General features: G+C 70.7%; 13 protein-coding genes. 9 read left to right on the top strand and 4 right to left on the bottom strand.

Annotation, left to right across the window (positions count from 1 at the left end):
• Nucleotides 1-39: 39 nt before the first annotated feature.
• From BM419_RS23630 to BM419_RS23600, 7 genes are all read left to right on the top strand, one after another.
• Complete coding sequence (locus BM419_RS23630; protein ID WP_244540838.1) at nt 40-2,703, top strand: TIGR02302 family protein; 2,664 nt, start codon at nt 40-42, stop codon at nt 2,701-2,703.
• 67 nt (nt 2,704-2,770) lie between these two features.
• On the top strand, nt 2,771-2,956 hold the full coding sequence (locus BM419_RS23625) for a twin transmembrane helix small protein (protein ID WP_020091853.1): 186 nt from the start codon (nt 2,771-2,773) through the stop codon (nt 2,954-2,956).
• Between the two features lie 138 nt (nt 2,957-3,094).
• A complete protein-coding gene (locus tag BM419_RS23620) occupies nt 3,095-3,724 on the top strand; it encodes an acyloxyacyl hydrolase (RefSeq protein WP_091927829.1) in 630 nt (209 codons plus the stop codon).
• A gap of 13 nt (nt 3,725-3,737) precedes the next feature.
• Nucleotides 3,738-4,310 (top strand): cob(I)yrinic acid a,c-diamide adenosyltransferase, encoded by a 573-nt coding sequence (locus tag BM419_RS23615; RefSeq protein ID WP_091927828.1) that lies wholly within the window; start codon nt 3,738-3,740, stop codon nt 4,308-4,310.
• Between the two features lie 167 nt (nt 4,311-4,477).
• Entirely contained in the window at nt 4,478-5,227 is a 750-nt protein-coding gene (locus BM419_RS23610) for an electron transfer flavoprotein subunit beta/FixA family protein (RefSeq protein ID WP_056528346.1), read from the top strand.
• Nucleotides 5,228-5,293: 66 nt separating this feature from the next.
• A complete protein-coding gene (locus BM419_RS23605) occupies nt 5,294-6,247 on the top strand; it encodes an electron transfer flavoprotein subunit alpha/FixB family protein (RefSeq protein ID WP_056528343.1) in 954 nt (317 codons plus the stop codon).
• Nucleotides 6,248-6,430: 183 nt separating this feature from the next.
• Entirely contained in the window at nt 6,431-7,312 is an 882-nt protein-coding gene (locus BM419_RS23600; RefSeq protein ID WP_026604743.1) for a 3-hydroxybutyryl-CoA dehydrogenase, read from the top strand.
• 45 nt (nt 7,313-7,357) lie between these two features.
• Here BM419_RS23600 and BM419_RS23595 read toward each other — a convergent pair whose 3' ends face one another.
• From BM419_RS23595 to BM419_RS23580, 4 genes are all read right to left on the bottom strand, one after another.
• Entirely contained in the window at nt 7,358-7,660 is a 303-nt protein-coding gene (locus tag BM419_RS23595) for a flagellar basal body-associated FliL family protein (protein ID WP_020091847.1), read from the bottom strand.
• Between the two features lie 113 nt (nt 7,661-7,773).
• Nucleotides 7,774-8,787, bottom strand: coding sequence for an NAD(P)H-quinone oxidoreductase (locus BM419_RS23590; protein WP_091927827.1), 1,014 nt, complete (start codon nt 8,785-8,787; stop codon nt 7,774-7,776).
• A 125-nt stretch (nt 8,788-8,912) separates the two neighbouring features.
• Nucleotides 8,913-10,154 carry an ABC transporter substrate-binding protein gene (locus tag BM419_RS23585; protein ID WP_091927826.1) on the bottom strand — a complete coding sequence of 414 codons (1,242 nt, stop codon included), beginning with the start codon at nt 10,152-10,154 and terminating at the stop codon, nt 8,913-8,915.
• A 119-nt stretch (nt 10,155-10,273) separates the two neighbouring features.
• Nucleotides 10,274-10,900, bottom strand: a complete 627-nt coding sequence (locus tag BM419_RS23580) for a DUF938 domain-containing protein (protein WP_091927825.1) — start codon at nt 10,898-10,900, stop codon at nt 10,274-10,276.
• Nucleotides 10,901-11,147: 247 nt separating this feature from the next.
• On the opposite strand from BM419_RS23580, the gene kaiC reads away from it, so the two are divergent.
• Together kaiC and BM419_RS23570 are read left to right on the top strand one after the other, a co-directional pair.
• Nucleotides 11,148-12,836 carry a circadian clock protein KaiC gene (gene kaiC, locus BM419_RS23575; protein ID WP_091927824.1) on the top strand — a complete coding sequence of 563 codons (1,689 nt, stop codon included), beginning with the start codon at nt 11,148-11,150 and terminating at the stop codon, nt 12,834-12,836.
• Nucleotides 12,833-13,174: a circadian clock KaiB family protein gene (locus tag BM419_RS23570; protein WP_056528328.1), complete on the top strand. Its 342-nt coding sequence runs from the start codon at nt 12,833-12,835 to the stop codon at nt 13,172-13,174. The genes kaiC and BM419_RS23570 overlap by 4 nt, the downstream gene beginning before the upstream one ends.
• Nucleotides 13,175-13,203: the final 29 nt, after the last annotated feature.

Below are 13,203 nucleotides of genomic sequence, written 5' to 3'. Positions count from 1 at the left end.
CCGTGGGCCACTCCTTCGGCGTGAGGCGGAACGGTCGGCGTGATCGGCAGCAACGGCACCGAGAGCAAGACCCGGGTGGGCGGAGCGGACGCGGCGTCCACGCGGCTCGACCGGCTCGTGGCGCAGGCGCGGGCAGCCGCCCTGTGGGAGCAGGCCTGGCCCGTGCTCTGGCGCGGCATCGGCGTCTTCCTGCTCTTCCTGGTCGTCTCCTGGGCGGGCGTGTGGCTCGACCTCACGCCGCTCTGGCGCCAGATCGGCCTCGGCGCCCTCGCCATCCTGCTCGTCGCCGCGCTCCTGCCGCTGGTCCACATCGCCCGGCCGGACCGGCGCCTCGCCCTGGCGCGGCTCGACCGCGAGGCCGCCTCCCGCGATCCGAAGCTGCGGCACGGGCCGGCCTCGGCCGCCCAGGACAGCCTCGCCGTCGGCGCCGCCGATCCGGGGAGCCGGCTGCTGTGGGACCTCCACCAGCGCCGCGCCGCGCAGGCGATCTCGGCGCTGCGGGTCGGCCTGCCGCGACCGGGCATGACCCGGCACGATCCCTTCGCGCTGCGCGCCGGCCTGGTGGTCGCGGCGGTCGCCAGCCTGTTCGTGGCCGGCCCCGAGTGGCGCCAGCGGATCGGCGCCGCCTTCGACTGGCAGGAGCCGGCGGCGCCCGGCCCGAACTTCCGCGTGGACGGCTGGATCGACCCGCCGCTCTACACGCGGCTTCCGCCGCTGCTGATCGCGATGGACGGGAGCGACCAGCACCTGCGCGCGCCGGTCAACGCGCAGCTGATCGTGCGGATCGCCGGCCAGGGCAAGGCCGCGTCCGAGACGACCCTCACGCCCAATGCCGGCCTCGTCCCGGTGCCGGGCCAGGAGGCGCGCGCCGACCTGCGCGAGGAGCGCTACCGCATCGTCGGCGGCGCCGCGCTGACGATCGTGACCCCCGCGGGCAAGCAGCGCCTCACGGTCGACGCGATCCCCGACCGGCCGCCGGAGGTGACCGCCGTGGGCGGCCCCGAGGTGAACGGGCGCGGCACCTTCAACCTGACCTACCGGGCGAAGGACGATTACGGGATCAGCTCGGCCGAGGCGGTGATCGAGCCGCTGAAATCCGCGCGGGCCCTGGTCCCGGTGCCGCAGATCAACCTGGCGCTGCCGGGCGACGCGAGCGGCGACACCGACACCAAGACCCTCGTGGACCTCACCGAGAGCCCCTTGTCCGGCGCGAAGGTCCGCTACCACATCGTCGTCAAGGACGAGGCCGGCCAGGAGGGGCGCACGGCGGACACCGAGATCGTCCTGCCGGCGCGGCCGTTCCGCGAGCCGCTGGCGCGTGCGCTCGCCGAGCAGCGACGCCGGCTCGTCATCGCGCCAGACACCGATCGCCGCTGGGTCCAGGGGGCGCTGGACGCCCTGCTGGTCGCGCCCGACACGTACACGCCGCAGCCCGCGATCTTCCTCGGCCTGCGGACCGCGACCGAGCGCCTGCGCCGCGCCCGCACGGATGCCGACCTCGTCGCGGTGGCCGACCTCCTCTGGGAGATGGCCCTCAAGATCGAGGACGGCGACCTGTCGGACGCCGAGAAGCAGCTCCGCCAGGCCCAGGACCGGCTGAAGGAGGCGATCGAGCGCAACGCGCCCGACGACGAGATCAAGCGCCTGACGCAGGACCTGAAGCAGGCGCTCGACAAGTTCCTGTCCGAGATGGCGCAGAAGCAGGGCCGCGAGCCCCGCGAGCAGAGCGAGCGCGGCCAGAGCAACGGGCAGACCAAGACCGTCACGCCGGAGGATCTCGACAAGATGATCCAGGACATGGCGGAGGCGATGAAGCGCGGCGACACCGCCGAGGCGCAACGCCTGATGGAGCAGCTGCGCAACATCCTGGAGAATCTCCAGACCGCCGAGCGCGGCGGACGCTCCGATCAGGCGTCCCGCGAGATGCAGAAGCAGATGCGCGATCTCGACGCGATGTCGCGCGAGCAGCAGGGCCTGCGCGACGAGACCTTCAAGGACGGCGAGGAGCAGCGCGACGGCCAGCGCCCGCAGAACCGCGGCCAGCCGCAGCAGGGACAGCGCGGCCAGCAGGGCCAGGGGCAGCAGGGCCAGCGCCAGCAGGGTCAGAAGGGTCAGCAGGGGCAAGGTCAGCAGGGGCAAGGCCAGCAGGGTCAGGGCCAACAGGGCCAGAAGGGTCAGGGGCAGCAGGGCGAGGGCCAGCAGGGCGGCGTCGGCGAGCGCCAGCAGGCGCTCCGGCAGCGGCTGGAGGACCTTCAGAAGCGCATGAAGGAGAACGGCATGCGCGGCGAGCAGGGCCTCTCCGACGCCGAGGACGCCATGCGCGAGGCCGAGAACGCGCTGAAGGACGGCGATTCGGACGGCGCGGTCGACGCGCAGGGCCGCGCCCTCGACGGCCTCAAGCGCGGCGCCGACGGCATGGCCCAGCAGATGCAGGAGATGGCCGAGGGCCAGGGCGAGGGCCAGCAGGAGGGCGGCCAGCAGCCGGGCCAGCAGGGTCAGGCCGGCGCGCGCGACGACGATCCCCTCGGGCGCCCGACCCGCGGCCGCGACATGAGCGACGGGCGGGTCCGCGTCCCCACGGCCGACGAGTCCGCGGTCCAGCGCGCCCGGCGCATCATGGAGGAGCTGCGGCGCAAGCTCGGCGACCCGAGTCGCCCCCGCGAGGAACTCGACTATTTCGAGCGCCTGCTCCGCCGCAACTGAGCGCCCGAGACCTCAACGACGCGCCGAGCCGCATCGCGGCTCGCGCCCCACCCGGATCCCCGACCGCATGTCGTCCAACACCCTCGTCCTGATTGCCTGCCTCGCCGTCGCCGCGGTCCTGGTCGCGGGTCTCGCCAACATGATGCGCGGCGGCAGCGTCAACCTCTCGCAGAAGCTGATGCGCCTGCGCGTCCTCCTGCAGTTCGTGGCGATCGTGATCATCATGGGCGTGGTCTGGTGGCGCTCGGCGTGAGGGCTTCGGGCCGGGTGTGACCGCGCCGCCGCACCGAACACCTTTCGATCCGGTGAAGGATGAATAGGCCGCCCCGCCGCGCGGGCCTCTGCTACGCTCGGTAGAAGCAAATCGCTGCGCCTAACCGGCCGAGCCCGCATGACTGCCCCTTCCCGCCTCCGTCTGTTCGGCCTTCTGACCGGGGCGGCGATTCTGCCGGCTTCGGCCGCCGACCTCGCGCCGCCGCCGCCCGCCGCCTACGCGGCCCCCGTCCAGCCGCTCAGCATCGTGTCGGAGATCCGGATCGGCGGCGCGGTGCAGGATCCCGGGAGCGCCGAGGGCAAGCTCCCCGGATTCAGCAAGGCGAACGTCAACGGCGAGATCCTGTTCGCCAAGCCGCGCATCAGCGACGATCCGTTCTGGCAGGCCTTCATGCCGCGGCCGACCGTCGGCGGCAGCTACAACACCGGCGGCCGGACCAGCTACGCCTATCTCGGCGCGACCTGGACGCTCGAGATCTTCCCCGAGACCTTCAACCGCCGCGTGTTCCTCGACGGGTTCTTCGGCGGCGTGGCCCATAACGGCTGGACCGGCCCGAAGGCCGAGACGCCCTACGGCTTCAACACCCTCGGCTGCTCGCCGATGTTCCGCGAGGCGGCCGCCCTGGGCTTCCGCCTGACGGAGCACTGGAGCATCATGGCGACGGTCGAGCACATGTCGAATGCCGGGCTCTGCGCCAACAACCGCGGCCTGACCAATTTCGGCGGCAAGATCGGCTACACGTTCTGAGGCACGCCACCCCGTGGTCAAGCTCAACCGCATCTACACGAGGACCGGCGACAAGGGGACGACCGCGCTGGCGGACGGGCAGCGGCGCTCGAAGGCGGACCTGCGGGTCGAGACCTACGGCACCGTCGACGAGACCAATGCCTGCATCGGCATGGCGCGCCTGCACACGCAGGGCCCCCTCGACGGGATGCTGGGGGCGATCCAGAACGACCTGTTCGACCTCGGCGCCGACCTCGCGACGCCGCCGACCCCCGAGCCCCTCCCCTACGAGCCGCTGCGGATCGTGGCGAGCCAGGTCGACCGGCTGGAGCGCGACATCGACGCGCTCAACGCCGCGATCCCGCCGCTGAAATCCTTCGTGCTGCCCGGCGGCTCGCCGGCTGCCGCAGCCCTGCACCTCGCCCGGACCGTCTGCCGGCGCGCCGAGCGGCTCGCGGTGAGCCTCGCGGCGCGGGAGGACGAGACGGTCTCGCCGGAGTCGCTGCGCTACCTCAACCGCCTGTCGGACTTCCTGTTCGTGGCGAGCCGGGCGGCGAACGGCGACGGGGCCGACGACGTACTCTGGGTGCCCGGCGCCAATCGCTGAGCCGGCATCGCGGTTTTCGCGGGGCCGCCACGGCGCCGCGTTGACAAGGCGGAAATGTGGCCGTTACGGTCCGGCGCCTTGCGTGCCCCGGCCACGCTGCGCCTCGCGCGCCCGTGGGAGTGGCCTGCACGACGACAAGAATCCTCCGGGGAAGGATCGTGACCGCCATGAAGGTGCTGGTGCCCGTCAAGCGGGTGGTGGACTACAACGTCAAGATTCGCGTCAAGGCCGACGGCTCCGGCGTCGAGCTCGCCAACGTCAAGATGTCCATGAACCCCTTCGACGAGATCGCCGTCGAGGAGGCGATCCGCCTGAAGGAGAAGGGCAAGGTCACCGAGATCGTGGCCGTGTCGATCGGCCCGCAGCAGGCGCAGGAGACGCTGCGCACGGCACTCGCCATGGGCGCCGACCGGGCGATCCTGGTGAAGACCGACGTGAACTGCGAGCCGCTCGCCGTCGCGAAGCTCCTGAAGGCCGTCGTCGAGAAGGAGAGCCCGGAGCTCGTCATCCTCGGCAAGCAGGCGATCGACGACGACTCGAACCAGACCGGCCAGATGCTCGCCGCCCTGCTCGGCTGGCCTCAGGGCACCTTCGCGTACAAGATCGAGCCCGGCGAGGGCAGCCTCGACGTCACCCGCGAGGTCGACGGCGGCCTGCAGACCGTCAGCCTCAAGCTGCCGGCCATCGTGACGACGGACCTCCGCCTCAACGAGCCGCGCTACGCGTCGCTGCCCAACATCATGAAGGCCAAGAAGAAGCCCCTGGAGGAGCTGGCACCCGACGCGCTCGGCGTCGACGTCACGCCGCGGCTCACGGTGCTGAAGACCGCCGAACCGCCGGGCCGCTCGGCCGGCGTGAAGGTCGCCTCCGCGGCCGAGCTCGTCCAGAAGCTCAAGGTCGAAGCCGGCGTCATCTGATCCGAGGCGGGGCTCCCGGTCGACGGTCGAGCCCCGCGCCACCACCTTCGAGGGCACCAGCAGACCATGACGACACTCCTCTTCGTCGAGCACGGCAACGGCCAGATCAAGGACAGCACGCTGAAGGCGCTCGCCGCCGCCAAGGAGATCGGCGCGCCGGTCCACGCCCTCGTGCTGGGCACCGGCTCCAAGGCCGTGGCCGAGGCCGCGGGCAAGCTCGACGGCGTCGAGAAGGTCCTGAACGCCGAGGACGGCGTCTACGACCACGACCTCGCCGAGCCGGTCTCGGCGCTCATCGCCGCCATCGCCGAGCCGTACGACACGATCATCGCCTCGGCCTCGACCACGGGCAAGAACGTGCTGCCGCGCGTGGCTGCCCTGCTCGACGTCGCGCAGGTCTCCGACATCATCAAGGTGGTCTCGCCCGACACGTTCGAGCGGCCGATCTACGCCGGCAACGCCATCCAGACCGTGCAGGCGCCCGCCGGCAAGAAGGTGATCACCGTGCGCACGGCGGCCTTCAAGGCGGCCGAAGAGGGCGGCGCCCCGGCGCCGGTGGAGGCCGTATCGGCGGCCGCGCCCGAGGCGGGCGGCTCGAGCTTCAAGGGCGAGGAGATCGCCAAGTCCGACCGGCCGGAATTGGCCTCGGCGCGGATCATCGTCTCCGGCGGCCGCTCGCTCGGCTCCTCGGACAAGTTTCACGAGCTGATCGAGCCGCTGGCCGACTCGCTCGGTGCCGCCGTCGGCGCCTCGCGAGCCGCCGTGGACGCGGGCTACGCGCCGAACGACTGGCAGGTGGGTCAGACCGGCAAGGTCGTGGCGCCGGACCTCTACGTCGCGGTGGGGATCTCGGGCGCGATCCAGCACCTCGCCGGCATGAAGGACTCGAAGGTCATCGTCGCCATCAACAAGGATGAGGACGCGCCGATCTTCCAGGTGGCCGATTACGGCCTCGTCGGCGACCTGTTCCAGGTCGTTCCCGAGCTGCAATCCGAGATCGGCAAAGCCAAGGGCCAGTAACGGCACCGGATCTGGCAACCCGCGAGCATTGTCGCAGAACGCGGCTTCACGGGTTCCTTCCGGATCGAGGATTGGTCTAGAAGGCAGCAGCGGCGAGACTTCGCGCGGTGCCGTCGCGTCCGTGCCGTCCAGAGAGCTGGGCGGCAGCGCTGCGGCATCCGCCTTGGGGGCACAGGTCGGCACATGCATATGGAGATCAAGCGGGTCGGCATCGTCGGCGCGGGCCAGATGGGCAGCGGCATCGCGCAGGTCTGCGCCACCGCCGGCTTCGAGGTTCTGCTGAACGACCGCGATCCCGCCCGGCTCGAGAACGGGCTGTCGGTGATCGAGGGCAGCCTCGCGCGCCTCGTCTCGAAGGGCACGCTCACCGAGGGCGACAGCGGCGAGGCCCGCTCGCGCATCGTCCCCGCCCGCGATTTCGCTGCCCTCGGCCCGTGCGATCTCGTCATCGAGGCGGCGACCGAGAACGAGGCGACCAAGCGCGAGATCTTCACCACGCTGTGCGGGTCGCTGCGGCCGGAGACCCTGGTGGCGACCAACACGTCGTCGATCTCCATCACCCGGCTGGCGGCGGCGACCGACCGGCCGGAGAAGTTCATCGGCATCCACTTCATGAACCCGGTGCCGGTGATGCAGCTCGTCGAGCTGATCCGCGGCATCGCCACCGAGGACACGACCTACGAGTCGGCCAAGGCGTTCATCGCGAAGCTCGGCAAGACGTCGACGATGTCGGAGGATTTCCCGGCCTTCATCGTCAACCGGATCCTGCTGCCGATGATCAACGAGGCGATCTACACGCTCTACGAGGGCGTCGGATCGGTCGAGTCGATCGACACCGCCATGAAGCTCGGCGCGAACCACCCGATGGGCCCGCTGCAGCTGGCCGACTTCATCGGCCTCGATACCTGCCTCTCGGTCATGCAGGTTCTCTACGAGGGCCTCGCCGATTCGAAGTACCGGCCCTGCCCGCTCCTCGTGAAGTACGTCGAGGCCGGCTGGCTCGGCCGGAAGGCCAAGCGCGGCTTCTACGATTACCGCGGCCCGACGCCGATCCCGACTCGCTGAGAGAGTCGGCCGCGGGACGGCGCATCCCGTCCCGCGCGCGACGCCTTACTTCGGCGCGCCGTTCGCGCCCGGCTGGGCCGGCTGCGGATAGGACGGGTTGCCGCCCGGAACGGCGGTGCTGTTCGACGGCGACGACCCGCCGGACTGGCCGTTGACCGAGCCCGTCACCTCCTTGCGCGACGCGTCCTGGCTCTGGCTGGCGTAGTCCTTCGGCGAGTTGGCGCCGTTCCACGTGAGCAGGCCCACGGTCGCGATCGCCAGCAGGACGAGACTCGCCACCAGGACCCAGAGCACCGGCTTGCCGCGCTCGCCCTGGCGGCTCTCGTTGGGGTTCAGTCTCTCGGCCATGTGCAAAACCTTCCTCGGCGGGACGCCACACGCCGGAACGGGCGCTGCGCGACACGATCTCGTTACCGGCCGCCAACGCGGGGCCGCCGAGGCAGGTTCCTGACGGGGCCGGCTCAGCGCCCGGTCGTCAGCAGGATCTTGCCGAGATGGGCGCTCGATTCCATCAGCTCGTGCGCCGCCCGCGCCTCTTCGAGCGGGAACGTCGCGTGGGTGACGGACCGGATGCGTCCGGCCTCGAGTTCGGGCCAGATGTCCCGGCGGAGACCGTCGGCGATCGCGGCCTTGTCGGCCTTCCCGCGCGGCCGGAGCGTTGAGCCGGTGAAGGTCAGGCGGTTGCGCATGATCGGCGTGATGTTCAACCCGTCGACCTTGTAGCCGCCCATCAGCGCGATCATCACCAGCCGCCCGTCCGGTGCCAGCGACTTCAGGTTCCGGGCGAGGTAGCTGGCGCCGATCATGTCGAGGATGACGTCGACGCCGCGCCCTCCTGTGAGGCGCTTCAGTTCCTCGGCGAAGTCGGCCTGCTTGTAGTCGATCGCGGCATCCGCCCCGAGATCCTCGCAGAACCGGCACTTCTCGGCGGAGCCCGCCGTCGCGAAGACCCGGGCGCCGACATGCTTGGCGATCTGGATCGCCGTGGCGCCGATGCCGCTCGACCCGCCGTGGACGAGGAAGCTCTCGCCGCGCGTCAGGCGGCCGCGCTGGACCACGTTGGAGTAGACCGTGAAGAAGGTCTCCGGCAGACCGCCGGCATCGACCAGCGAGACGGCCTTCGGTCGCGGCAGGCAGTGGGCCGCCTCGGCCACGGCGTACTCGGCGTAGCCGCCGCTGATCACCAGAGCGCAGACCTCGTCGCCGGCCGACAGGCCCTCGACTCCGCTGCCGAGCGCGACCACGCGGCCGGCGACTTCGAGGCCGGGAATCTCGGTGGCGCCGGGCGGCGGCGGGTACACCCCGGACCGCTGCGCGACGTCGGGCCGGTTCACGCCGGCCGCCACCACCTCGATCAGGACCTGGCCGGGCCCCGGGCTCGGCACGGGCGCGTTCTCCAGGCTGATCACCTCCGGTCCGCCGGAACCCGCGTAGCGGATCTGGCGCATGGTCCCGGGCAGGTCGGTGGTGGCCATCAGCGATTGTCCTCAGCGCGCACGTCGTCTCGGCCGCGCTCACGGTGTCGCGGTCCGGCTCTACTTGCGGCAACGGGCGCGCTTGGCAAGCCGCGGGCGCGCCCGTTGCCGATCGGGAGAGCCGCCTAGCGGGCCGCCGCCTTCACGGCGGCCGGGAGGACGATCGCGCCCTGCGCGAGGCTCTTCGGCCAGACCGCGACCTGCTTGCCGTCCTGCCACTGCGCCATCAGGCCGGTGACGAAGCCCGGCCCGTACTTGATCGAGTGGGTGAATTGGTCGTCCTTGCCGTAGAACTGCGTGCGCCCGACGGTGCCGACCCAGTCGGTCTTCTCCAGGGCGTCGACGAGCTTGTCGGCCTCCGTGGTGCCGGCCCGCTTCACCGCGTCGGCGGCGTAGTAGACCTGATCGTAGGCCATGTACCCGGCGTAGGACGGGTCGCTGCCGAAGCGCTTCTTGAACGCGGCGCTGAAGGCGAGCGACTTGTCGGTGATCGCCGCGCCCGGCACCGCGATGCTCTGGAAGATCACGCCCTGGGTCGCGCCGTTGGTGTTCGACCAGAAGGTCGAGGATGTCGCCTGCGAGTTCATGCCGGTCATGGCGAGCGGCACCTTCTGGTTCTGCCACTGCACCGTCGGCTGCACGCCGACATGCGAGATGCCGGTGACGATCAGGTCGGGCTTGGCCGCCTCGATCTTGTTGTAGATCGGCGTGAAGTCGCCCGTGTCCGGCGAGAAGCGGATGTGGTCGACGACCTTCACGCCGATCTCGGGCAGGCACTTCTCGTAGCCGACGTCGAGCGGCCGGGTCCAGGCCGCGTCCTCGCTCATGATCGCGGCGGTCTTCACCTTCATCAGGTCGATCAGCATGTCCTTGGTGGAATCGCAGATGGACTGGGCGAGCGCCGCCGAAGTCAGGTAGCCATGGAAGGTGTACTTGTTGCGCGCGTAGTCCTTGTGGACCGCGGCGCTGATCTCGTTCGAGGCCGCGCCCGGCGTGATCATCGGCGTCTTGAGCCGGGCCGCCCAGGGCATCAGCGCCAGCACGACCTCGGAGATGTAGCTGGCGATGACGAGGTTGACCTTGTCCTCGGAGACCGCCCGCTGGAAGGCGCGGACCGCGTCGGAGGCGGAGGACTTGTCGTCGTAGGTGACGACCTGGATCTGGCGCCCGTCGATGCCGCCCTTGGCGTTGATCTCGTCGGCGGCGAGCTGGACGGCCTGCGGGATCGAGGCCCCGACCACGGACTGCGCCTCGGCGATCACGCCGATCCTGATGGGATCCGCGGCCCGCGCCTGCGTCGATCCCAGTAATCCGGCCACTGCGAACAGGGCCAGGGCCCGGCTCGAAACGCTGCGTTCCATAGGCATGGGCTTCCTCCTGCGGCCCGTGCGGCTTTTGCCGCCGCATCGGGTCCAGGACAGGATAGTGCAGCACGCGGATGCTTGAATACAGTGTGCAGATACGGAAAGCCGTGACAGACGGGCGCTCACCTGTCCGCGCGGCCGAAGATCAGGCTCAGATTGTTGGCGGGCATGGCCACGCGCCGGACCAGTGTCAGCCCGTGCCGGGCCGCTTCCGCCGCGACGGCGTCGAGGTCCCGCACGCCCCAGGCGGGATCCCGCGCGCGTAAGGAGGCGTCGAAGGCGGCGTTGCTCTCCGCGAACGGCCGGTCCGCCTCGCGGAACGGCCCGTACAGGAACAGGACGCCGCCCGCGCTCAGGGCGCGTCCGGCGCCGACCATCAAGCCCTCGGTGGCGGCCCAGGGCGCGATGTGGATCATGTTGATGCACACGATCCCGTCGACCCGCGCGACGGGCCACGCCGCGGCGGCGGCGTCGAGCGCGAGCGGCGGCCGGATATTGGCGAGCCCGGCCCGGAGCGCGTGCGCGGCGATGCTGCGCCGGGCGGCGGGTTCGGGATCGCTCGGCAGCCAGTCCAGGCCCGGCAGCGCCGCGGCGACGTGGACCGCGTGCTCACCGGAGCCGCTGGCGATCTCCAGAACGGTGCCGCTGTCGGGCAGGATCTCGCGGAGCACGGCCAGGATCGCGTCGCGGTTGCGCGCCACGGCCGGCGCCGTCAGGGCCTCGTTGACGTCGACGTCCCAGCCGAGCATGGAGGCCCTCCATCGGTCTGCGCAGTCCGTCGACGGGATGGCGGCCGGACGCGTCACGCACCCATATTGCGCGGGCGGACCCGTTGCCATACCGCATTCCACCGGTGTTCTGCCCGTTCGACGCGCTGTTCGCGCCAGCCTCCGCGTCTCTCGCGGTGCGAACCGTCCCGACCGGCCCGGCAGGGTTGAGAGCGCCGCCGCACTTCCGGACTTGCCGTCCTCCGAGACGTCCAGGGATTCGCCCATCGTGCCCGACCCGCAAGCCGCCCGGACACTGCCCAAGGTCGCGACTGGCATCACCGGTTTCGACGACCTGACCCATGGCGGTCTGCCGGCCGGGCGGCCGACGCTCATCTGCGGCGCCGCGGGCTGCGGCAAGACGCTGTTCGCCACGACCTTCCTGGTCAACGGCGCGACGCTCTACGGCGAGCCCGGCGTGTTCATGAGCTTCGAGGAGCGGGCCGAGGATCTGGCGGCGAACGTCGCGTCGCTCGGCTACGACCTCGACGGTCTCGTCGCCGCGGGCCATCTCGCCATCGACCACGTGCGCGTGGAGCGGAGCGAGATCGAGGAGACCGGAGAGTACGACCTCGAGGGCCTGTTCATCCGCCTCGGCTTCGCGGTGGACTCGATCGGGGCCAAGCGCGTCGTCCTCGACACGATCGAGACACTGTTCGCGGGCTTCACCGATCCGACCCTGCTCCGCGCCGAGCTGCGCCGCCTGTTCGGCTGGATCAAGGATCGCGGCCTGACCGCGATCATCACGGGCGAGCGCGGCGACGGGCCGCTCACCCGCCAGGGCCTGGAGGAGTACGTCTCCGACTGCGTCGTGCTGCTCGACAACCGCGTCGAGGACCAGATCACCACGCGACGGTTGCGCGTCGTCAAGTATCGAGGCTCCGCCCACGGCACCAACGAGTACCCGTTCCTGATCGATCACGCGGGGATCAGCGTCCTGCCGGTGACCTCGGCGGATCTCGTCTACGGGGTGCCCGACGGCATCCTCTCGACGGGGATCGCCGGGCTCGACGCCATGCTGGGACCACGGGGCTTCCATCGCGGCTCCGGGATCCTGATCTCCGGCGAGGCCGGGACCGGCAAGAGCATGCTCGCCGCTTCGATCCTCGACGCGGCCTGCCGGCGCGGCGAGCGCTGCATGGCCTTCGTGTTCGAGGAGAGCGGTGCCCAGATCATCCGCAACGCGCGCTCGATCGGGCTCGACCTCGCCGCGCACGTGGCGAGCGGCCGCCTCCGCTTCGAGGCCGCGCGGCCGAGCCTGTTCGGTCTGGAGACGCATCTCGCGCGGATGCACCGCGACCTCGACCAGTTCCGGCCGGACGTGGTGGTGCTCGACCCGATCTCGGCCCTGCGCGGGTCGTCGGGCGAGCTGCAGGCGACGCTCCTGCGCATGATCGACCTGATCAAGACTCGCGGCATCACGGCGATCTTCACGACCCTCCGCGGCGACGGCTCCCTGATCGAGGATAACGATCTCGGCGTGTCCTCCCTGATGGATGCCTGGATCAAGCTCCAGAACATGGAGGCGAACGGCGAGCGGACGCGGACCCTCTACGTCATCAAGGCGCGGGGTATGAGCCACTCCAACCAGATCCGCGAATTTCTGATGTCGTCGGACGGGATCCAGTTGGTGGATGCCTATATTGGTCCTTCAGGTGTTCTCACCGGCACCGCGCGCCTGGTTCAGGAGGCTCAGGAACGCGCGGCCGCGCAGCAGCACCGGGACGCGACCGAGCGCCGGCTCCGGGATATGGCGCGCCGACGCTCCGCCCTGGAGCGTCAGATCGAGGAGCTCAGGGCCGGTCTCGAGGCGGCCGTGGACGAGGAGGAGAGCCTGCGTACCGAGGACGCGGCGCGGGGCGTCACGCTCGCGGCGGAGCAGCAGGCGTTGAGCGCACGACGGAGTGCCGCGGAATGAGCGATACGACATCGGACGACCAAGCACCCGAGACGGATCCCGACCGCGATTCCGGCCACTATCACCTGCGCCTCTACGTCGCCGGGCAGACGGCCAAGTCTCTCGCTGCCCTGAGCAACCTGAAGCGGTTCTGCGAGGAGCACCTGGCCGGCCACTACGACATCGAGGTCATCGACCTCATGAAGAACCCTCAGCTCGCCGCCGGCGATCAGATCCTCGCGATCCCGACCCTCGTGCGCCGGCTGCCGTCGCCGCTCAAGCGGATCATCGGCGACCTGTCGAACACCGAGAAGGTTCTGGTCGGCCTCGACATCCGTCCCAAGGCCGACCGGCCTTGAACGCGGCCGCCTCCTCTCCGACGGACGCG

The sequence above is a fragment of the Methylobacterium sp. yr668 genome, from assembly GCF_900116245.1.
Lineage (GTDB): Bacteria > Pseudomonadota > Alphaproteobacteria > Rhizobiales > Beijerinckiaceae > Methylobacterium.
Note: the sequence above shows the minus strand (reverse complement) of the source record. Positions and strands in the feature narration are given on the sequence as shown.